This is a genomic window from Bradyrhizobium sp. HKCCYLRH3097, assembly GCF_051167875.1.
Classification (GTDB): domain Bacteria; phylum Pseudomonadota; class Alphaproteobacteria; order Rhizobiales; family Xanthobacteraceae; genus Bradyrhizobium.
Genome location: NZ_JBNPTX010000012.1, coordinates 153,961 through 175,176, shown reverse-complemented (window position 1 = coordinate 175,176; position 21,216 = coordinate 153,961). Strand labels below are relative to the sequence as shown.

21 protein-coding genes are annotated in these 21,216 nt (G+C 65.1%); 4 read left to right on the top strand and 17 right to left on the bottom strand.

The genetic code is table 11. The features are described 5' to 3' along the window. Genes ACQR0U_RS25925 through pdhA form a run of 3 tightly spaced genes read right to left on the bottom strand, consistent with a single transcriptional unit; the run spans position 1 to position 2,772 of the window. Complete coding sequence (locus tag ACQR0U_RS25925; protein ID WP_015666657.1) at positions 1–306, bottom strand: DUF5076 domain-containing protein; 306 nt, start codon at positions 304–306, stop codon at positions 1–3. An 18-nt stretch (positions 307–324) separates the two neighbouring features. After that, positions 325–1,719 carry a pyruvate dehydrogenase complex E1 component subunit beta gene (locus tag ACQR0U_RS25920; protein ID WP_315827496.1) on the bottom strand — a complete coding sequence of 465 codons (1,395 nt, stop codon included), beginning with the start codon at positions 1,717–1,719 and terminating at the stop codon, positions 325–327. A gap of 30 nt (positions 1,720–1,749) precedes the next feature. Next, entirely contained in the window at positions 1,750–2,772 is a 1,023-nt protein-coding gene (pdhA, locus tag ACQR0U_RS25915; RefSeq protein WP_315711659.1) for a pyruvate dehydrogenase (acetyl-transferring) E1 component subunit alpha, read from the bottom strand. A gap of 479 nt (positions 2,773–3,251) precedes the next feature. Here pdhA and ACQR0U_RS25910 point away from each other — a divergent pair, with 479 nt between their 5' ends. Next, positions 3,252–4,931, top strand: coding sequence for a methyl-accepting chemotaxis protein (locus tag ACQR0U_RS25910; protein ID WP_316186152.1), 1,680 nt, complete (start codon positions 3,252–3,254; stop codon positions 4,929–4,931). 134 nt (positions 4,932–5,065) lie between these two features. On the opposite strand, the gene ACQR0U_RS25905 is transcribed toward ACQR0U_RS25910, so the two are convergent. The 8 genes from ACQR0U_RS25905 to eno all read right to left on the bottom strand — a co-directional run bounded on the left by ACQR0U_RS25905 (position 5,066) and on the right by eno (position 12,839). Next, positions 5,066–5,383 (bottom strand): FtsB family cell division protein, encoded by a 318-nt coding sequence (locus tag ACQR0U_RS25905; protein ID WP_315711657.1) that lies wholly within the window; start codon positions 5,381–5,383, stop codon positions 5,066–5,068. A gap of 79 nt (positions 5,384–5,462) precedes the next feature. Further along, positions 5,463–6,173, bottom strand: a complete 711-nt coding sequence (locus tag ACQR0U_RS25900) for a GNAT family N-acetyltransferase (RefSeq protein ID WP_434872315.1) — start codon at positions 6,171–6,173, stop codon at positions 5,463–5,465. Positions 6,174–6,199: 26 nt separating this feature from the next. Continuing rightward, positions 6,200–6,991, bottom strand: coding sequence for an aldolase (locus ACQR0U_RS25895; RefSeq protein ID WP_316186102.1), 792 nt, complete (start codon positions 6,989–6,991; stop codon positions 6,200–6,202). A gap of 145 nt (positions 6,992–7,136) precedes the next feature. Beyond that, the gene (locus tag ACQR0U_RS25890) at positions 7,137–7,694 is read right to left on the bottom strand and encodes an NADPH-dependent FMN reductase (protein WP_434872314.1); all 558 of its coding nucleotides are present in this window, start codon (positions 7,692–7,694) and stop codon (positions 7,137–7,139) included. 147 nt (positions 7,695–7,841) lie between these two features. Further along, positions 7,842–9,011 (bottom strand): serine hydrolase domain-containing protein, encoded by a 1,170-nt coding sequence (locus ACQR0U_RS25885; RefSeq protein WP_315750946.1) that lies wholly within the window; start codon positions 9,009–9,011, stop codon positions 7,842–7,844. Positions 9,012–9,258: 247 nt separating this feature from the next. Continuing rightward, positions 9,259–10,254: an MBL fold metallo-hydrolase gene (locus tag ACQR0U_RS25880; protein ID WP_315750944.1), complete on the bottom strand. Its 996-nt coding sequence runs from the start codon at positions 10,252–10,254 to the stop codon at positions 9,259–9,261. Positions 10,255–10,373: 119 nt separating this feature from the next. Then, the gene (locus ACQR0U_RS25875; protein ID WP_434872313.1) at positions 10,374–11,516 is read right to left on the bottom strand and encodes a zinc-binding dehydrogenase; all 1,143 of its coding nucleotides are present in this window, start codon (positions 11,514–11,516) and stop codon (positions 10,374–10,376) included. Positions 11,517–11,555: 39 nt separating this feature from the next. Then, positions 11,556–12,839 (bottom strand): phosphopyruvate hydratase, encoded by a 1,284-nt coding sequence (gene eno, locus ACQR0U_RS25870; RefSeq protein WP_315738192.1) that lies wholly within the window; start codon positions 12,837–12,839, stop codon positions 11,556–11,558. 169 nt (positions 12,840–13,008) lie between these two features. Between eno and queF the strand changes: the two genes are divergently transcribed. Then, positions 13,009–13,485 (top strand): preQ(1) synthase, encoded by a 477-nt coding sequence (gene queF / locus ACQR0U_RS25865; protein WP_316165282.1) that lies wholly within the window; start codon positions 13,009–13,011, stop codon positions 13,483–13,485. A gap of 25 nt (positions 13,486–13,510) precedes the next feature. Further along, positions 13,511–13,816, top strand: coding sequence for a hypothetical protein (locus ACQR0U_RS25860; protein WP_316165280.1), 306 nt, complete (start codon positions 13,511–13,513; stop codon positions 13,814–13,816). A 314-nt stretch (positions 13,817–14,130) separates the two neighbouring features. On the opposite strand, the gene ACQR0U_RS25855 is transcribed toward ACQR0U_RS25860, so the two are convergent. From ACQR0U_RS25855 to secG, 6 genes are all read right to left on the bottom strand, one after another. Continuing rightward, the gene (locus ACQR0U_RS25855) at positions 14,131–14,712 is read right to left on the bottom strand and encodes a hypothetical protein (protein ID WP_316165278.1); all 582 of its coding nucleotides are present in this window, start codon (positions 14,710–14,712) and stop codon (positions 14,131–14,133) included. 830 nt (positions 14,713–15,542) lie between these two features. After that, the gene (locus tag ACQR0U_RS25850; RefSeq protein WP_434872312.1) at positions 15,543–16,751 is read right to left on the bottom strand and encodes an MFS transporter; all 1,209 of its coding nucleotides are present in this window, start codon (positions 16,749–16,751) and stop codon (positions 15,543–15,545) included. Next, entirely contained in the window at positions 16,751–17,614 is an 864-nt protein-coding gene (kdsA, locus tag ACQR0U_RS25845) for a 3-deoxy-8-phosphooctulonate synthase (RefSeq protein WP_434872311.1), read from the bottom strand. The genes ACQR0U_RS25850 and kdsA overlap by 1 nt, the downstream gene beginning before the upstream one ends. 117 nt (positions 17,615–17,731) lie before the next feature. Further along, complete coding sequence (locus ACQR0U_RS25840) at positions 17,732–18,058, bottom strand: NIPSNAP family protein (RefSeq protein WP_315827488.1); 327 nt, start codon at positions 18,056–18,058, stop codon at positions 17,732–17,734. A gap of 198 nt (positions 18,059–18,256) precedes the next feature. Then, positions 18,257–19,888, bottom strand: coding sequence for a CTP synthase (locus ACQR0U_RS25835; RefSeq protein WP_316188250.1), 1,632 nt, complete (start codon positions 19,886–19,888; stop codon positions 18,257–18,259). A 167-nt stretch (positions 19,889–20,055) separates the two neighbouring features. Beyond that, entirely contained in the window at positions 20,056–20,439 is a 384-nt protein-coding gene (secG, locus tag ACQR0U_RS25830; RefSeq protein WP_434843761.1) for a preprotein translocase subunit SecG, read from the bottom strand. A gap of 210 nt (positions 20,440–20,649) precedes the next feature. Between secG and ACQR0U_RS25825 the strand changes: the two genes are divergently transcribed. After that, entirely contained in the window at positions 20,650–21,216 is a 567-nt protein-coding gene (locus ACQR0U_RS25825; protein WP_434843762.1) for a helix-turn-helix domain-containing protein, read from the top strand.

Sequence of the window (21,216 nt, the reverse complement as noted above, 5' to 3'; positions counted from 1 at the left end):
TCAGTGACCTTGTTTCGACCTGGGGCTGGTGGTGCCCGTATCGGTCGGCCGAGCCAGCTCGGCTTCGAACATCTCGACGATGCGCTGCAGCGCCTCGTCTTCGGAATAATCGCTCTCGCGCGCATAGGCGCGCGCAGCATGACGGGCGACGTCGACCAGGAGCAGCCCCCACACGTCGGGCTCCTCGAACGCGCGCTGGAAGGCGATCGAGAGCCCGCCATCGAGCACGAAGGCGCGCAACACTTCGGTGGCGTCCTCGCGGCCGATTACATCGGGCGGCAGCGGCTGCTCCTTGGGTCCGGCCATCTGGGCGTCCTCGACGGCTTACCGGTAGCAGACGGATTTGGCGGCCTGAACGACCTCCGCGGCCGAGGGCAGCGCGAGCTTCTCGAGATTCGCCGCATACGGCATCGGCACGTCCTTGCCGGACACGCGCGCGACTGGGGCATCGAGATAGTCGAAGGCGTGCTCCATGATGCGCGCGGCGATCTCGGCGCCGACGCCGCTCTGCTGCCAGCCCTCCTCCACCGTCACCGCGCGGCCGGTCTTCTTGACCGAGGCGACGATGGTCTCGGTGTCCATCGGACGCAGCGTGCGCAGGTCGATCACCTCGGCCTCGATGCCCTCCTTGGCAAGCTCATCGGCGGCCTTCAGCGCGTAGGTCATGCCGTTCGACCACGAGATGATGGTGACGTCCTTGCCGCTGCGGGCGATGCGCGCCTTGCCGATCGGGATCACATAGTCGTCGAGCTTCGGCACCTCGCCGGAGTGGCCGTAGAGCACCTCGTTCTCGAGAAAGATCACCGGGTTCGGATCGCGGATCGCGGCCTTCAGCAGGCCCTTGGCGTCCGCCGCGGAGTACGGCGCGATCACCTTGAGGCCGGGAACGTGAGAGTACCAGGACGCGTAGTCCTGGCTATGCTGCGCGGCAACGCGGGCGGCGGCGCCGTTCGGACCACGGAACACGATCGAGCAGCCCATCTGGCCACCGGACATATAGAGTGTCTTCGCCGCGGAGTTGATGATCTGGTCCATCGCCTGCATGGCGAAGTTGAAGGTCATGAACTCGACGATCGGCTTCAGGCCGGCCATCGCCGCACCGACGCCGATGCCGGCGAAGCCGTGCTCGGTGATCGGCGTGTCCATCACGCGGCGGGCGCCGAACTCCTGCAGCAGGCCCTGGGTGACCTTGTAGGCGCCCTGATATTCGGCGACCTCCTCGCCCATGATGAAGACGTCGCCGTCTCGGCGCATCTCCTCGGCCATGGCGTCGCGCAGCGCCTCGCGGATGGTTTGCGTCACCATCTCGGTGCCCGCTGGCACCTCGGGATCGGGCTCGGCCACGCTCTGCGGCGCAGCCACGCCGGTCGGCGCAGGCGATGCCGACACCGAAGCAGCCGGCTCGGCCGGCGGCGCCGACTGCGCGGCTTTCATCTCGGCAGCGGGTGCCGCCTTGCCGAGATCGGCCACGCTCTCGCCATCCGCGAGGATGGTCGCAATCGGCGTATTGACCGCGACGTCGGCGGTGCCTTCGGGGATCAGGATCTTGCCGAGCGTGCCCTCGTCGGTCGCCTCGACCTCCATCGTGGCCTTGTCGGTCTCGATCTCGGCGATCACGTCACCCGACTTGATCGCCTCACCTTCCTTCTTCAGCCATTTGGCGAGATTGCCCTTTTCCATCGTGGGCGACAGCGCAGGCATCAAAACTTGAATAGGCATATCAGCTCCAGAGAAACAGCTTGCGCGCGCTCAGCGGTAAACGTCGGTGTAGAGCTCGGCGACATCGGGCTCGGGATCGGCCTGCGCGAAATCGGCGGCCTCGTTGACGATCTTGCGCACGTCGGCATCGATCGTCTTGAGATCCTGCTCGCTGACCTTGGCCGCCAGCAGGCGGTTGCGCACCTGCTCGATCGGATCCTGGTCGTGACGGACCTTCTCCACCTCCTCGCGGGTGCGATACTTCGCCGGGTCCGACATCGAGTGGCCGCGATAGCGGTAGGTCTGCATTTCCAGAATGTACGGGCCCTTGCCCTCGCGGCACCAGGCAACGGCCTTCTCGCCCGCAGCCTTCACGGCGCGGACGTCCATGCCGTCGACCTGCTCGCCCGGGATGTTGAAGGAGATGCCGCGCTTGGAGAAGTCGGTCTGCGCCGAGGCGCGCGACACCGCCGTGCCCATCGCATAGCGGTTGTTCTCGATGACGTAGATCACCGGCAGCTTCCAGAGCTCCGCCATGTTGAAGCTCTCATAGACCTGCCCCTGGTTGGCCGCGCCATCGCCGAAATAGGCGACGCTGACCGAGTCGTTGCCGCGGTAGCGGTTGGCGAGCGCAAGGCCGGTGCCGAGCGAGACCTGGGCGCCGACGATGCCGTGGCCGCCGAAGAAGTTCTTCTCCATGCTGAACATGTGCATGGAGCCGCCCTTGCCCTTGGAGTATCCACCGCGGCGCCCGGTGAGCTCGGCCATCACGCCCTTGGCGTCCATGCCGGTGGCCAGCATGTGGCCGTGATCGCGATAGCCGGTGATGACCTGATCGCCCGGCTTCAGCGCCATCTGCATGCCGACCACGACGGCTTCCTGGCCGATGTAAAGATGGCAGAAGCCGCCGATCGCACCCATGCCATAAAGCTGACCGGCCTTTTCCTCAAAGCGGCGGATCAGCAGCATGTCGCGGAGCGCAGCCAATTCCTGTTCTCTGGTGAATTCCGGCGGCGGGCCGTTGTCTCTGTCCTGCCCTTGTTCCTTTGCGGCGGTCTTCTTCGGTGCGGCCATGGCAATTCCGGATGAGAGAAAAAGTAGCTCTCTCTAGCTCAACTCCAGGAGACGTAAAAGGACCGCGTGGCGCGTCCGAAGGCTTTGGCGTGCCGCGCTGCAATGCACACGAAATATTGCAAATACAATTCCACCATTTTTGGAATCCGACCGCAGGCCGCTACAAAAATGAGCAGCCATCTCAGCGGATGGGACGCTTGAGGCCAAGCCGACGACGCCCTCGACGACACCCTCATCGTTGGATCTTGACGACGCCGACAGCGACCAAAGAACCCGACATATCGAACATCGGCATAACGGATATTCCGACCGAGCAGCGGCAGAGGGTCTCCGTGTTCCTACGGGCCTTCGAATCAATCAATTCTAAACCCTCCGCAGCGCACAATTTTTCCGAATTCATCAACGAAATCAAACAACTCAACGAAAATCCCTGGCTGCCTGGACTGTCCGGCTGCCTGGGCCCTCTGACAGGAACGAACATGGTTCTCACCATCCCTCGCCGCTTTGCGGTTCTGGTCGCGTTATCCATCGGCGTCTGTATCGTCGCCGTGGTCAGCCAGCTGCTGGCCACCCGAACAGCCCTGGTCGAAGAGCGTAAGGCTGCAGTCGTCGGACAGGTGCAATCTGCCGTGTCGATCGTGAAGGGCTTTGCCGATGCGGCGGCGAAGGGGGCCCTGACCGCGGACGAGGCGCAGAACCGCGCCAAGGCCGTGCTCCGCGGCATTCGGTTCGGCAAGAACGACTACATCTTCGTCTACCAGCCGGACGGCGTGAACCTCGTGCTTGGCCCGAAGCCGGATTGGGAGGGCAAGGGTCTGCTCAACGAAAAGGACGCCAATGGTCTGCCCTTCGTACGCGAGTTGATCGCGGCTTCGACCCAGCCTGGTGGCGGCTTCGTCAGCTATATGTTCGCGCGCGCCGGCAGCAGCGTCCCGGTGGCGAAGCTCGGCTACACCATGAAGGCCGATCCGTGGAACTGGGTTGTGGGCACAGGCGTGTATGTCGACGATCTCGACGAGGCGTTCTACGCCTCCGTCAAGGTGACGCTGATGTGGGCCGTCGGACTGATCGCCCTGCTGTGCGTTGCGACCCTGATGATCGCGCGCGGCCTGGTCCGGCCGCTGCAAGCGATCACCCGGACGATGACCGAGCTTGCGAACGGGAATCTCGCTGTGCAGATCCCGAACTCGGAACGGCGCGACGAGGTCGGCGAGATGGCCCGTGCCGTCGAGGTGTTCAAGGTCAATGCCGTCGCCCGCCAGCGGCTCGAGGCCGAGCAGAACGAGCTGGAGGCACGCCAGGCCGAGCAGCGCAAGATCGATACGATGCGCCTTGCGAACGATTTCGAGACAGCGGTCGGCCAGATCATCGAGACGGTGTCGTCGGCAGCGACCGATCTGGAGTCATCGGCCCAGTCGCTCAGCGCAACGGCCGAGCGCTCGAAGGGTCTTGCCACCGTCGTAGCCGGCGCCTCAGGCGCCGCCTCCAACAACGTCCAGTCGGTCGCCGCCGCCACCGAGGAAATGTCCTCCTCCGTGAACGAGATCAGCCGACAGGTGCAGCAGTCTTCGGCGATCGCCAGTGAAGCCGTTGAGCAGGCCCGCAAGACCAATGAACGCGTGGGCGAATTGTCGCAAGCGGCGGCTCGCATCGGCGACGTGGTGGAGCTCATCAACACCATCGCCGGCCAGACCAACCTGCTGGCCTTGAACGCCACCATCGAGGCGGCGCGGGCGGGTGAAGCTGGCCGCGGCTTCGCCGTTGTCGCCTCGGAGGTCAAGGCGCTCGCCGAGCAGACTGCCAAGGCGACGGGAGAGATCAGCCAGCAGATTGGCGCCATCCAGACCGCCACTCAGCATTCGGTGACCGCCATCAAGGAAATCGGCGACACGATCGGCCGGATGTCGGAAATCGCCGCCACCATCGCAGCCGCTGTCGAAGAACAGGGCGCCGCAACCCAGGAAATCTCGCGCAACATCCAGCAAGCCGCCAGCGGTACGAAAGAGGTCTCCGCGAATGTTGCCGACGTCCAGCGCGAAGCAACCGAGACGGGGACGGCTTCGTCCCAGGTGCTCAACGCTGTGCAGTCACTGTCCCAGGACAGCAACCGCCTGAAGGCCGAGGTCCACAAGTTCCTCGCCACCGTGCGGGCCGCATAAGGGGCAGCCCATCAGCGATCGTCGAAGGCCCGCGCGCAGCGCGGGTCTTCCTCGTCATGGGCTTGTCGTGCCTGCGTTCGTTACGCTGACGCGAGGCGAGTCTCACAACGGATGCATCGCGGAGACCGGCTCGCTCAGTTCGGCCGATTGATCCGGATCAGATCACGCGGGTTAGCGTAGCCGAGCTGGAAGCGGGCGCGCTCATCGAGCATGTCGGGATCGACCCGGTCGGAGCGCAGCAGCGACACGCGCTTCTCACCCTCCGCCCGCTCCTGCTTCAGCCGGGCGAGCTCGGAGGTGAGCGCAATGATCTCCTGGTCGAGCTCCTGACGCGCGGTCAGGCCGTAGCGGCCGGTATAGGCGTTGATGCCGAAATAGCCGATGATGGCGGCCGCCATCGTGTAGAGGGCGAGCCCGGTCAGGAACGATTTGAGCCGCGCGCGGGAGACCATGGGCCGGAAGATGGGGCGCCTTGGTTAAGGATCTGCTAATCTACGCCGCGCGGCTTCGTTCCGAAGGTCCCATCACGCGTCACTGGCTGACGGATTGCCGAAGCACCGTGAAACACAAGGTGGCTCGCGACACGAAGCCGAGACGCTCATACAGCGCGATCGCGGCATGATTGTCGTCTATGACGTGGAGAAACGGCGTCTCGCCCCTGCCCCTGATGGCCGTCATCAGGACCGTGACGAGCCTCTGGGCATAGCCAAGGCCGCGATAGTCCGGATGGACACAGACCGCGCTGATTTCCGTGAACCCGTCGAGGCGCATGCGCTCCCCGGCCATGGCGGCCAGTCGCTCCCCGTCACGAATGCCGATGTAGCGGCCCAGCTCGCGGGTCCTGGCCAGGAACGGACCGGGTTTGGTCCGTGCAGTCAGCTCCAGCATCGCAGGGATGTCGCGCTCGTCCAGCACCTCGACCGCGGCATCCCCCACGGGATCGACCGCCCCGACGGCAACCATCTGGCGGACGCTGGCTCTGAGCCGGACGCCAAGGCCGCGCACATCGCCCGGGGGTACGGGGGTCACGATCGCAACCACATCCTCATTGGCAAGGTCGGCGAGTTCAGACCACGCCGCATCGCTGTCGTCCGACATGGCGGCAAATGGCGCAATCGCCGCCGGATAGCGACGAGCATGCGCGGCGCCCTCCGCAAGCGCTCGGTGCCCGGTGGTCAGGGCTGACCAGACGGGGCGATCCAGCGCTGCGTGCTGCTCGGCAGAAAGCTCCAATTTGGACATCGAACCAGCCTCCAGACGATCCGTCCTCAGCTCCGGTAGACCGGCTCTTCGAGGTCGAGCATGCGCTTGACGGCCTCGAGGTGCAACCGAGCCGATTCCGCATCTCCTTCGCGCATCTGGCGATAGGCGGCCTCGGCGATCTCGGGCGCGACCGGCACCACCTTGCGGCCGGTCGACAGCGCCAGGCACTGCACCTGGCAGGCGCGCTCAAGGTAGTAGAGATCGTCCCAGGCTTCGGCGATGGTCGGCGCCAGAACCATGACGCCATGATGCTTCATGAAGACGATGTCGGCATCACCGACAGCCCCGGCGATGCGATCCCCCTCCCGCGCGTCGAGCGCCAGCCCGTTGTAGTTCGCGTCGACCGCGGTTCGCCCATAGAATTTCAGCGCCGTCTGCCCGGCGAAGATCAGCGGGTCGCCTTCGGTCATCGACAGCGCGGTGGCGTAGGGCATGTGGGTGTGGAACGCGACCTTGGCGCGCGGCAGCGCCTTGTGGATGCGGGCGTGGATGTAGAAGGCGGTCGCCTCCGGGCGGCCGTCGCCGGCAACGACGTTGCCGTCGAAGTCGCACACCAGGAGCTTCGAGGCCGTCAGTTCGCGGAACGCATAGCCGTAGGGATTGACGATGAAGAGGTCGTCATAGCCGGGGACCAGCGCCGAGAAGTGGTTGCAGATGCCCTCTTCGAACCCGTGCCGCGCCGCCATCCGGAAACAGGCCGCGAGGTCGATCCGCGCCTGCCAGACGGCCTCCGAGTCGAGATCCGGCTGGTTCGGGCCGGGCCTCGACGACGACGCGGGTGTGAACGAATGGGCCATCATCTGTCCTTGGCAACGCGCATCCTTGCGCAGGTCCGGCATCGCCTTGAAACGGATCGGGCAAGGCGCGTCAACGCCCTGCCCGCATCATACCCGTCATGCAGTTGCCGACCGCCGCAGGTGGACGCGGCGGCGGCGAACGCGATCAGCCGCTCTGCTTGGCCACGAATGCGGCGAATGCATCCAAATATTGCTGCAACACCGTCTTGAGCGAATCCTTGACCAGCTCGCCCTGGGCGTCGAAGGCGTCGCCGACGCCATTCAGGTAGATTTCCGGCTGCCCCATGACCGGGCCAGAGATGCCAGGCATGATGTTCTGCAGATGCTTGGCCGCCGCCACGCCACCGAGCGGGCCCGGCGAATTGGAGATGAGGCCGACCGGCTTGCCCAGGAACGAACTCTGCCCATAGGGACGCGAGGCGACGTCGATCGCATTCTTGAGCACGCCGGGAATCGAGCGGTTGTATTCCGGCGTCAGGATCAGCACGCCGTTCGAGGCCTTCAGCTTCTCCCGCAGGGCGAGCCAGTCGGCCGGCGGATTGGCTTCGAGATCCTGGTTGAAGAACGACAGGCCGTTGAGCGTGGTCACGTCGATCTTCAGGCTGGCCGGCGCCAGCTTGGCGAGCGCATTGGCGATCTTCAGGGTGAAGCTCTCCTTGCGGAGACTGCCGACGAGGGCGACGATCGAATAAGGTGCGGGCATGGGGAATCCTTTGAGGAGCGGGGTGTGGAGCGCACTTAAGGCGCGCGAGCAGGAACATGCAAGTGCATGGACCATCCTCACGCGAAACACTGCGTTTCATCGCAAGCAACGCCCGAGTGTTCCCGACCCTTGCCCGCGTCGTGGAGCTCAGCCGGTCCCCTTGAGACAGCGCGTGAATTCCGCCACCGCCTGATGTGTGAGCCAGATCGCCTGCCCGTCGACCGGCTGCGCCCATGACGAGACCTTGGCGATCACGATGCCGTTGGCGGCATCGACGAACAGGTTCTGGCCGTGAATGCCCATCGCGAACATCAGCTGCGGCGCGTCGTTTGTGACGTACCAGCCGCTGCGATAGTGCATGTTGCGGCTGATCGCGGCAAAACTGTCGCGCCATTGGCCGTCGCGCCAGGCCTGCACATCGCCATTGTGCCTGATGTCGTCGATCCAACCTTCGGGAATGATCGTGTGAGAGCCCCGCCGCCCGCCTGACAGCACGAGCTGGCCGAGCCGGGCGACGTCGCGCAAGGTGGCGCAGAAGCCGCCGGTGCAGCGCGGCGCGCCGTTGCGGTCGAGGGTGATGAAGGCCTCGCCGCTCGCCCCCATCGGCTTCCACAGCAGGCTGCCGGCGAGGCTCGCGAAGCTGCGGCCGGTGGCGCGCTCGATCGCCCATCCCAGCAGATCGGTGTTGGACGAGACGTAGCTGAAGGCGCCGCCATGCGGCGCCGCCTGAGCGCGCATCGTCGCAAAGAAATCGTGCAGGTTCGGCGTCGTGCCCGGCGCGACCGGCTCCCAGCCCGCGGCGTCGGCATAGGCCTGCAGGCCGGCACCATCGAACACGACGCCCGCACGCATGTCGAGCAGCTGCCGGATCGTAGCGCCGCGATAGGCCGTGGCGGCCACTTCCGGCACATAGCGCGTGACCTCGGCGTCGACATCGAGCTCGCCGCGGCCGGTCAGGATGCCGGCCATGAGGCCGGTGATCGACTTGGTCGCCGACATCAGGATGTGCGGCGTGTCGCGGTCGGTGCCGCCGTCATACATTTCGAAGACGATGCGGCCGTCCTGCAGAATCAGGAGCCCGTCGGTCGCCGTCGCCTTCAGGAAACCGTCGAGATCGAGCGTGCCGCCCTTGGGCAGCCGCACGCTGAAATCGTCGAACGACACGAGGCTCGACGGCAGCGTCCAGGCGCTGCCCGGCGCGCTCTCGATGTCGGCGACCGGCAGGATCGCGCGGATGTTGTGAAAGGCCCAGCGGCTGAACGGCGCAGTGCGCCAGTTGGAGAGATCGGCGTTGGAGGGAGAGGGATCGGTCGACATACGAATCCTGCGGGATTTCCGAGGTGCTCGACATAGGGGTTCGCAACAGGCCCGGAAAGCCCGGCATTTCGCATATGCAAAAACGCTCAGGCCGCCCGAAGGCGGCCCCCTCTCTCCTCCGTCATTGCGAGCGAAGCGAAGCAATCCAGGGCTCGGTTGGGACTCTGGATTGCTTCGTCGCGGAGCCTGTCCTCGGGCTCGCCGGAGGCGAGACCCGGGGGCTCCTCGCAATGACGCTAACCGATATTCAGATCACCGGATTCCACGGCGCCGGAATCAGCCGGTACTTGGCGCCGTCCTTCTCGACATAGCCCACTGAAGGGAACGAGAAGTGGAAGCCGATCACCTTGGCCTTCTCGGCGGCGGCCATGTCGTAGAACCTGTGCCGCGTGGCCTGCGCCATCTCGGCATCGGTGTCGAACATCACGTGCCAGTCGGGGTTGCGCAGGAACAGCTCGGGAACGTTGGTGACGTCGGCCTGGATCAGGACCCTGGCGTTGCCGGACGCGACCGCGAACGAGGTGTGTCCCGGCGTGTGACCGGGCGTGCCGAGCGCGGTGATGCCGGGCGCGACCTCCTTGTCCCACTCGTACTGAGTGATATTGCTCTCGAGCCCGCCGAACACCTTCTTGAAGTTGGCGAAGTTGCCCTTCATCAAGTCGGTCTGCGCCTTGGCGGCGTTCTCGTCGCTATTCCAGAACGCCCACTCCTTAGCCGGCACCTTCAGCTCGGCGTTCGGGAACGCCAGCGAGCCGTCCGCGAGCTTGAGGCCGTTGATGTGGTCCCCATGCATGTGGGAGAGCACGACGACGTCGATGCTCTTCGGATCGACGCCGGCGGCAGCGAGGTTCTGCAGCGTGCGGCCAACCGCGCCCTTGCTGGCCTCGAAGGCGCCAGCGCCGTTGCCGGTGTCGATCAGGACCAGCTTGGAGCCGGTGTTGATCAGCTGCGGATTGAAGGGGATCGTGATCATGCCCTTCGGCATGTAGGCGCTTTCGGCAGCCGCGAGCGCGTCGTCCTTCGCCGTGTTGACGACGAACGTGTCGGGCATCGGGAAGGTGCGCGCGCCGTCATTGACGGAGGTGCATTCATAGTCGCCGACCTTGTAGCGATAGAAGCCGGGCGCCTGCGCGCCGGCGGGTGCAACCGCTGCGCGTGCCCGTCCGGCCAGCGGCGGCAAAGCGGTTGCAGCCCCGGCGAGGGCCGCACCGGCCAGAAATCGACGGCGATCCAATCGGGTCATGACAAATCTCTCCTCAGTGCTCCATGCGGCTGACACCGCCCCCAGACAAACGGGGCGGATTGTCTCCGCATGCGGGCCAAACGCAAGCCCGTCAGCAACGTCCGAGGAGCGACGTTAGGTCACTTCTCTTTGTTGGGGTCGATGAGGAATTTTTCGCCGGTGGCCCGTTTGGCGTACACGGCAAGGTTGGCCGGATCGAGCGCCTCGGACAAGGAAACCACCTTGGTGTAGTGGCTCGCAAAGGTCGTCTTCAGCTCGTCGACGACGCGCTGGCGCAGCCGCTCGGTATCCGCCTTGCCGATCTTCATCAGGAACGGAAACAGCAGCCAGCCGCCGACGCTCCAGGTCATGCCGAAGCCGCGCGTGATCTCGGTCGGGCGCGTGTCGAGGCTACCGTAGATGTAGACCTGCTTGTGCACGTTCGAGCCGTAGCGGCTGTAGGAATGCTTGCCGGACTTGTTGATCGCAGCTTCCATCGCGTTGAGGATCTGGCCGGCGAGCTTGCCGCCGCCGATCGCATCGAAGGCGATGGTCGCGCCGGTCTCGACCAGCGCCGCGATCAGGTCGTCCATGAAAGTCGGCGCCGTCGAATCCACGATGTATTTCGCGCCGATGCCGCGCAACAGCTCGGCCTGATCAGCGCTGCGCACGATGTTGACGAGCGGGATGCCGTCCTTGAGGCAGATCTTGTTGAGCATCTGCCCGAGATTGGACGCGGCGGCCGTGTGCACCAGCGCAGTATGGCCCTCGCGCCGCATCGTCTCGGTCATGCCGAGCGAGGTCAGCGGATTGACGAAGCAGGAGGCGCCCTCGGCCGGCGTGGTGCCGGCCGGCAGCGGCAGGCATTCGGAGAGCTTCAGGCAGCGATACTGGCTGTACATCGCGCCGCCGATGGCCGCGACCGTGCGGCCCATCAGCGCCTTGGCGGCATCCGAGGAGCCGGTCTTGACCACCACGCCCGCGCCCTCGTTGCCTACGGCCAGGGACTCGTCGAGCCGGCCGGCCATCGCCCGCATCCCCGCCTCCGACACCTTGGCGGTGATCACGGGCCGCTCCTTGGTGCCGGACGCCTGCATGGTCGCGAGGTCCGCCGCGCCGACGAGGAGGCCGAGATCGGACGGGTTGATCGGCGCCGCCTCGATCCGCACCACGACCTCGTCTGGTCCCGGCTCGGGGGTCGGCACGTCGACCAGCGAGAGCTCGAGCTCGCCGCTGCGCCTGATCAACGTCCGCAGTTGCAGGCCCTGTGTCTCGACACCCATGCGTGCCTCCCTTTTTCTTTGCTTTAGCTTGGTCCAGACTCAGGCCAGCGCCTTCAGCGCCGCCCTGCCCGCATACTTGGCCTGCGCGTCCAGCTCCTGCTCGATGCGCAGCAACTGGTTGTACTTGGCGGTGCGGTCGGCGCGCGCCAGCGAGCCGGTCTTGATCTGCCCGCAATTGGTGGCGACCGCGAGATCGGCGATCGTGGAATCCTCGGTCTCGCCGGAGCGATGCGACATCACGGCGGTGTAGCCGGCCTTGTAGGCCATCTCGACCGCGGCCAGCGTCTCGGTGAGCGTGCCGATCTGGTTGACCTTGATCAGGATCGAGTTGGCGCGGCCGTTGCGGATGCCGTCGGCGAGACGGTTGACGTTGGTGACGAACAGGTCGTCGCCGACGAGCTGGCACTTGTGGCCGATCAGGTCGGTCAGCTCCTTCCAGCCGTCCATGTCGTCCTCCGACATGCCGTCCTCGATCGAGGCGATCGGGTAGCGGGCGACCAGATCCGCAAGATACTTGGCCTGCTCGGAGCGCGAGCGCGACTTGTTCTCGCCCTCGTAGACGTACTTGCCGTCCTTGAAGAATTCGGTCGCGGCGCAGTCGAGCGCCAGCATGACGTCCTCGCCGGCGGTGTAGCCGGCCTTGCCGATCGCGCTCATGACGAAGTCGAGGGCTGCGTCCGCCGACGGCAGGTTCGGCGCGAAGCCGCCCTCATCGCCGACATTGGTGTTGTGGCCCGCCTTCTTCAGCTCGGCCTTGAGCGTGTGGAAGATCTCCGAGCCGCAGCGCAGCGCCTCCGCGAAGCTCGGCGCGCCCACCGGCATGATCATGAACTCCTGGAAATCGATCGGATTGTCGGCGTGGACGCCGCCATTGACGATGTTCATCATCGGCACCGGCAGGGTGCGGGCCGAGGTGCCGCCGACATAGCGATACAGCGGCATGTCGTAGGAGATCGCCGCGGCCTTGGCGCAGGCGAGCGAGACGCCGAGAATCGCGTTGGCGCCGATCCGGCTCTTGTTCTCGGTGCCGTCGAGCTCGATCAGGATCTGGTCGATCTGGACCTGGTCCTGCACCGACATGTCGCTGAGCGCCTCATAGACCTCGTCGTTGATGGCTTCGACGGCCTTCAGCACGCCCTTGCCGAGATAGCGGTGCTTGTCGCCGTCGCGCAGCTCGACCGCCTCGTGGGCGCCGGTGGAGGCGCCGGACGGCACCGCGGCGCGGCCGACCGAGCCGTCCTCCAGCACGACGTCGACCTCGACCGTGGGATTGCCGCGGCTGTCCAGGATTTCGCGGCCGATGATGTCGACGATGGCGGTCATGGGGTCCTCTTACGGCGTTTCCGGGTGGGCATTGCTGCGCCGCTTCTACCGCAAGGTCACGGGGGCGAAAAGGCCAAGTGGAGCAGAACTCGCGTCGAAATCACGAACCGGATGACGCACGCCCGGCGATTGGCTAAACGGGCGCCAATCGCGACAGGTGACACGACATATGGCGAAAAGATCCAACACCACCATGACATCGGCCGGCCTTCAGCTGGGCCGCCATGTGGCCGCCCCCGACAGTCCGGAAACGGCAACGCTCGACCGCGTTCCCAATCCGCAGAAGGACACGGATTACCTGGCCCGCTTCACGGTGCCCGAGTTCACCTCGCTGTGCCCGGTGACGGGACAACCGGATTTCGCCCATCTGGTCATCGACTATGCCCCCGGCCCCTGGCTGGTGGAATCCAAGTCGCTGAAGCTCTATCTGGCCAGCTTCCGCAACCATGGCGCGTTCCACGAGGACTGCACCGTCGCCATCGGCAAGCGCCTCGCCGCCGAGATCAAGCCGAAATGGCTGCGCATCGGCGGCTACTGGTACCCCCGCGGCGGCATCCCGATCGACGTGTTCTGGCAGACCGGCAAGCTGCCGAAGGGCCTGTGGGTGCCAGACCAGGGCGTGGCGCCGTATCGTGGGCGGGGGTGAAGCTGATCGAGGAAGGAGGTACGCCGTGAACGGCGCAGTAAAGCATGCCCGCCTGTCGGTGCACTGTCCCAAGTGCACCATAACCGTCACGTGGCCGCCCTCGCTGTCAGCAGAACACAAGGCGAGGATCGCAAGGGAAATCCGCCGCAGTCAGATTGCGGGCCACAAATTGCTCGCCGCCGAGTTCGGCTTCTCCATGGCGGAAGCAAAGGCCCTGACGCTACACGTCACACAGACCGCGGGCACGTGTCACCGCTGCCGCCGTCCCCTTTCCCGGAAGGACGATGTGATCGTCTGCGAGATGTGCCGGTCGGCAAATCTCGACTGGTAGTCGCCGATCGCGCGCGGGCCTGAAGGCCGCCGGTCCCCGGCGCCTCGTACGCACTTTCGCACTACCGCTAAACTACATTATTGAGAAGTGCTTCCAAACCTCTCCCAGGCGGGTCTTACGAGATTCAATTTGCATGGATTTGATCTCTTTCGTTTTTACATCTCTCCCCCGCATCACACATCCTTCTCCGCTTATGACAAACTTGCTTTCCTGCAAAAACGACTTCGGGAAAGGAGTCGCCAAAACGAAATCCAGGAGGGAGGCAAGATCGCTTTTCGATCGATTCGAGTTCTTCTTCGACCCCTTCAACATGATTACCCCGTACATTCTTCCGTTTGAAAACGGGTAGGCTGCATCATCATTGAAGTCGGTATCAAAAGAGACGAGCGTGTATCCGAGCCGCGAGCAGTACTGGAATGAAAGTCGTCAGACCGACCCTGATTGCCTAGCTCTACCGCACTAAGCACCTTCACCTTCTTTTTCCACCAAGATCGCTTCCTAAAATTATCAATGATCGACGCTGGAATATTTTCGTCGAAATACAAGAGCGGCTTCTGCTTGCCCGTTTCGCCGGTGCTTAGCCTAATACCACTCAAGCTCAACCGAGGTGCTTCGGCAACGCCAAAGGTTGCGCCACAAAGGCTTTCAATGACCGCCGGAACGAACCCAGTGAACTCCAAACGCTTCTTTGCTTGGGTCCTCGCGATGGCGTTGCAGCGTCGTGGGACGACCAGCGGTGGCGGACCGTAAATGCGGGTACAGCAGCCGCAGCCCAGCGTCGATCCATGGTTCTGAGTCGCCCGACGGGTGCGTTCCCGTTTGACTTTCCCGTTCTCTGCAACCACCAAACCGCTGCTCCTGAAAGCCGATTTTTCCTGCGCCTTCAAACCGATCACCCCTGTCCAGACCTTCCGCGAAAAATATTCTACTTTCGTTTTATCAGAATTCGTGATTGACTATCGTCGTCCCGTCTCGATCAGAGGGGCGCTTCGCGGTCGTCACGGACGTTGAGGCGGGATGCGGTGGGCGTGTCGGGTTCGCAGCGTGATCAGTCATGCGGACGAACGAGCCTGATACGCCGGCGAAGTCGTATGGTCCTGGCCTCCCGACGCTGAGGCTCCGCTGGCGGTGATGATGATCCGCCGGTCACGGGGGCAAGACAGCCCGGTCCCCGGGGAGAGTACGTATAAGCCGCCCAACCATCGCGCGGGGAATGCCGGGATGTCTCGGCTGAACCTGTGGTTCCTGCCGCCTGCATTTTTTTCTGCAGGCGGGCCATGGGGGCGGCCAGCTCCCGGCATTCCCCGCGCCCTCTTCTCAGAAAGAGGGCATGTCCCAAGGCAAAGCTCGGACGCAGACGCGCCGCGAGATGGCGGCGGTGCGTCCCGCGGCCAACGAAAGCGCCGATATGTCTCAGCCGCGCATCTTCAGCATCGAGAGCGAGAAACGCCCTCGGCGCACTTTCCCAGGACCATCGCAGCTAACGATGGGCATTTTGCCCTCGCCCGTCTCCACGTCGTCATGCCCGGGCTTGTCCCGCCTGCGCGGCGGAAGCCGCTTCGGCGCGGCGAAGGCCCGGGCATCCACGTCCTTCTCAGCGCACCGAACGACGTGGATGGCCGGGACAAGCCCGGCCATGACGGAGCAACAAATTAGCAGGCGTTGCTGCCGCGACGGGACCATGTCTTCAGATGCAATGGGCCCGCGCCCGTGTCCGACATGGCCGTCAGCTGACCGCCGCATCCGCCGGCGGCCGCTGCCGCAGCAGCGCGGCGCAGGCGAAGCCGAGCACGACCATCATGATGGCGGCGATCAGCAAGGTCGGCTGCTTGCCACCGTGGACCAGGCCGAAGCCGTAGGCGATCGGGCCGACCGTCTGGCCCATGAAGAAGAAGAACGAGTGCAGCGACATCGCGGTCGCGCGCGCCCCGATCGACAGCTCGCTGGCGAACACCTGCAGGCAGCCATGGATCATGTAGAAGCCCCAGCCCATCAGCAGCATGCAGCCGAACTGCAGCTTCCAGCCCGGGCCGAAGGCGAGCGCGGCAAGCTGCAGCCCGACCAGGGCAGCGCCCGTGATCATCATGCCCTTGACGCCGAGCCGCGGCAGGAAGTTCGAGACCGTGAACGTGTAGAACAGGCCGCCGACCGCGAAGCCCGCGATGACGATGCCCGCGATCGACAGCGAGGTCTCGCCGAGATCGAACAGGAACGAGGCGATGAACGGAAACAGCCCGAACACGCAGCAGCCTTCGACGAACACCGCCGAGAAGCAGAAACGCGAATTGGGGTTGGTGAAGATGGTGCGGTAGCCCTTCCTCAGCGCGGCGAGATCGGTGGTCGGCGCATGCGTGACCTTGGCGCCGCGAAAGCCTGCGGCCACCGCGAAGGAGGCGATCAGCCCGAGCGCGCCGAGGATCGCGAGCACGCCACGCCAGCCGATGAAATCGCCGATGATGCCGGATGCCGTCGCGCCGAGCAGGTTGCCCGCCATCGAGCCCGCGAGCGTGCGTCCGATCGCGACCTGCCGCTTGTCGGGCGCGACGAGATCGCTGGTCAGCCCGAGCGCCACCGGAAACACGCCGCCCGAGGCGATGCCCGCGAGGATGCGCGTCGCGAACAGCAGCGGAAACGAGGTGGCGAGCGCACCGAGGATGCTCGCGACACCGAGCAGCGCCAGGCACAGCGTCATCAGCCGCGCCTTGCCGAACAGATCGGCGGCGGCGCCGATCGCCGGCTGGATCAGCGCGTAGATCAGCGCATAGCCCGCGGCGATGCTCGCCGCCGTGGTGATGCTGATCGCGAAATCCTCAGCGACATGCGGCAGCACCGGATCGAGCGCCCGCGTCGACAGCGCCGCCGAGAAGCCCGCCAGCGCGATGATGTTCACCGCTGGTGGAAACTTTCCCGCGGACTTGGCGGCGGTCTGGTGCATCAGCGCCCGGCGTCCGCCGACGGCGCCTTGGCGAGTGCGTCGAAGGCCATCAGCGTTCGCAGCAGCCCCTCGAACTGCGCGAGCGGGACCATGTTCGGCCCGTCGGAGGGCGCGTGATCGGGATCGGGATGGGTCTCGATGAACACACCGGCGACGCCGACGGCAACGGCCGCGCGTGCGAGCACCGGCACGAATTCGCGCTCGCCGCCCGACGATGTGCCCTTCCCGCCGGGTTGCTGCACCGAATGCGTGGCGTCGAAGATGACAGGCGCGCCGGTGGTGCGCGCCATGATCGGCAGCGCGCGCATGTCCGAGACCAGCGTGTTGTAGCCGAACGAGACGCCGCGCTCGGTGACCAGCACGTTGCGATTGCCGGAGCCCGTGATCTTGGCGACCACGTTGGCCATGTCCCAGGGCGCCAGGAACTGGCCCTTCTTGACGTTGACGACCTTGCCCGTCGCCGCGGCCGCCAGCAGCAGGTCGGTCTGCCGGCACAGGAACGCGGGGATCTGCAGCACGTCGACGGCCTGCGCCACCTCGGCGCACTGGCTGGCGTCATGCACGTCGGTCAGCACGGGCAGGCCGAGCGAGGAGCGGATCTCGGCGAAGATCGGCAGCGATTGCGAAAGCCCCAGCCCACGGGCCGCCAAGGCGGAGGTGCGGTTGGCCTTGTCGAACGAGGTCTTGTAGACGAGGCCGATGTTCAGCCGCGTCGCGATCTCCTTCAGCGCCGAGGCGACCTCGAGCGCATGCGCGCGGCTCTCGAGCTGGCATGGGCCGGCGATCACGGCGAACGGCAGGTGGTTGCCAAACTTGACGGAGCCGAGGCTGACGACCGGCGCGGCAGAGATCGAAGCGTTCACGACATCATCCTCATGAGAGCGCGCGACCATGGCCCAGCGCCGGCTGCCGGATCAACCGGCGTTTGCCTGCGAATAGCAGGGTTGCGGGGATCGGTCATCCCAGCCCCTCCCCGGCCTCTATTTCAGCGCCGAAAACGCCGTCGGCACCAGGAACTGGCTGGTGATGTTGGCGACGATCTGGCCGTCCTCCTCGCTCTTGGCACGCGCCGAGATCCAGTCGGGATCGGACATGAACTTGGTCCACTTGGTCTCGCGCTCGGCGAGCGATTCCCAGGCCAGGAAATAGGTCAGGTCCTGGTTGGATTCGCCGATCAGGGTCGTGAAGAAGCCCACGGGGCGGATGCCGTGCTTCTCCCACAGCTTCAGCGTCGTGTTTTCGAAACGCTTCAGCAGCGCCGGCAGCCGGCCCGGAATGCAGCGATAGATGCGGCTCTCGTAGATCATCTGATCCTCCCTGATCTTTTCTGGCTTCGCGCGATCGGGGAGCGTTGTCGCAACAATCGTCGCGGCCGTCAAAGGTCGCGTTGCGCGCCTCGGCCGTCATTGCGAGGAGCGTCAGCGACGAAGCAATCCAGAGTCCCGCCCGCGACTCTGGATTGCTTCGCTCCGCTCGCAATGACGGCACTTGGCGACAAAGGCCTGCTACACAAGCCGGCTCTGCACCACCGCGGCCTGAATGAACGACGCGAACAAGGGATGCGGCTCGAACGGGCGCGACTTCAGCTCGGGATGGAATTGCACGCCGATGAACCAGGGATGGTCCTCGTATTCCACGATCTCCGGCAGCACGCCGTCCGGCGACAGGCCGGAGAACTTCAGACCGTGCTGCTCGAGCCGATCCTTGTAGGCGGTGTTGACCTCGTAGCGGTGGCGATGGCGCTCGGAGATCTCGGTGGCGCCGCCATACACCTCGGAGACGCGGCTGCCGCGCTTGAGCGCCGCAGGATAGGCGCCGAGCCGCATCGTGCCGCCCAGATCGCCGCTCTTGGAGCGCTTCTCCAGCTCATTGCCGCGCAGCCATTCCGTCATCAGGCCGACCAGCGGCTCCGGCGTCGGACCGAACTCGGTCGAATTGGCCTCTGTGATGCCGACGAGATTGCGCGCCGCCTCGATGACCGCCATCTGCATGCCGAAGCAGATGCCGAAATACGGCACGTCGCGCTCCCGCGCGAATTGCGCCGCACGGATCTTGCCCTCGGCGCCGCGCTGGCCGAAGCCGCCGGGCACCAGGATGCCATTGACGTGCTCGAGGAATGGCGCGGGGTCTTCGTTCTCGAACACCTCGCTCTCGATCCAGTCGAGCTTGACGCGCACCTTGTTGGCGATGCCGCCATGCGACAGCGCCTCGATCAGCGATTTGTAGGCGTCCTTCATGCCGGTGTACTTGCCGACGATCGCGATCGTGACGTCGCCTTCCGGGTTGCGGACGCGCTCGTTGATCGTGTGCCAGCTCGAAAGCGCCGGCGGCACCCGCGGCTCGATGCCGAACGCGGCCAGCACCTCGTCGTCGAGGCCGGCGGCATGATAGGCCTCCGGCACGGCATAGATGTTGTCGACGTCACGCGCCTCGATGACGGCGCTTTCGCGCACGTTGCAGAACAGGCCGAGCTTGCGCCGTTCCTCCTTCGGGATCGGGCGGTCGGTGCGACACAACAGGATGTCAGGCTGGATGCCGATCGAGCGCAGCTCCTTGACCGAATGCTGCGTCGGCTTGGTCTTCAACTCGCCGGCGCTCGGGATGTAGGGCAGCAGCGTGAGGTGGATGTAGATCGCGTGATGGCGCGGCAGCTCATTGCCGAGCTGCCGGATCGCCTCGAAGAACGGCAGGCCCTCGATGTCGCCGACGGTGCCGCCGATCTCGACCAGCACGAAATCGTACTCGTCATTCCCGGACAGGACGAAATCCTTGATCGCGTTCGTCACGTGCGGGACGACCTGGATGGTCGCACCGAGATAGTCGCCGCGCCGCTCCTTGGTCAGGATGTCCTGGTAGATGCGTCCCGTGGTGATGTTGTCGGCCTTGGTCGCGGGCCGCCCGGTGAAGCGTTCGTAGTGGCCGAGATCGAGATCGGTCTCGGCGCCATCGTCGGTCACGAACACTTCGCCGTGCTGATACGGCGACATCGTGCCTGGATCGAGGTTGAGATAGGGGTCGAGCTTGCGAAGCCGGACCTTGTAGCCGCGGGCCTGCAGCAGCGCGCCTAACGCGGCTGAAGCCAGACCCTTTCCGAGCGAGGAAACCACGCCGCCGGTGATGAAGATGTACCGCGCCATGGGACCCTACCTTTAATGCCGCGCGCTCGATTCGCCAAAACGAATCGCTTGCAGCCCGCAACGCTGTCGCGGACCTGTGGGTTACTTCAAAATCTGAATGGTCTCAGGTACTTGAGACCGCCTCATGACGCAGGACGCCAATTGCGTTCCTGCATGGCTTGCCCGCTTTATTGCGACTGCGGGGCCTGCGGTGCGCTCGGTGCCGCGGGGGCCTGCTGTTCGTCGGCCTTCTTGAGCTGGTCGAGCACGCCGCCGCTCGTCGGCGCTGCCGGGGTCGCCCCGCCAGACTGGGTCTGCCCCGGCAGGTTGTTCAGAATCGAGGTCGGCTTGCGATCCAGACCCGCGAGCCAAGTCAGCGCCAGGCTGGTGAGGAAGAAGAGGAGTGCCAGGATCGCGGTCGTGCGCGTCAGCAGGTTGGCCGTGCCGCGGCTCGACATGAAACCGGCGCCGCCGCCCATGCCAAGGCCACCGCCCTCGGATTTCTGCAACAGCACCGTACCGATCAGGACGGTAACAATCATGAGGTGGATGACGATCAAGACAGTCTGCATGGTGACCTTCCGTCACAAGCCCTCGCAGGCCCCGGCCGGAGGCCGGGATCGCGAGAGCTTCGCGGGCTATTCGGAAATTTGCGCGGTGTTACACGATCGTGTCGCGCAACGCCACCCCGCAGATAATTCCAACTGCGCTTCGCACAAGCGTCAACTCAGCCCTCGGAGTCGCCCCTTGCCGTCCGCCCCAATATCTATTATTAGAGACGAATGGATCAAATAATGGACGATTTCAGCCATCGGCTCGCGCGCCGCCTGCTGCTGGAACGGGACGCCCGCGGGTGGTCGCTGGCCGACCTGGCCGAGCGCTCGGGCGTGTCGAAGGCCACCATCAGCAAGATCGAGCGTGCCGAGGTCAGCCCGACCGCGGTCATCCTGGTCAAGCTCGCAAGCGCTTTCGATCTCACGCTGGCCGGCCTGATGCTCCGCGCCGAAGCCCAGTCGGAGCGCCTGTCCAAGGCGGCCGAGCAGCCGGTCTGGCGCGATCCGGACACGGGCTATGTCAGGCGCCAGGTCTTTCTCAGGCCGGATCATCCGATCGAACTGGTGACCGTCGAAATGCCGGCGCACCGCAGCGTGACCTTGCCGGCCTCCTCCTACATCCACATCCGCCAGCTTCTCTGGGTGCAGAGCGGGCAATTGACCATCACGGAAGGCGCGGACCGCCACGTCCTTGGCCCCGGCGACTGCCTCGGCTTCGGCCCACCGATCGACACCACCTTTGCCAACGAGTCGGACGCACCCTGCGTCTACGTCGTGGCGCTTGCCCGGAGTTGA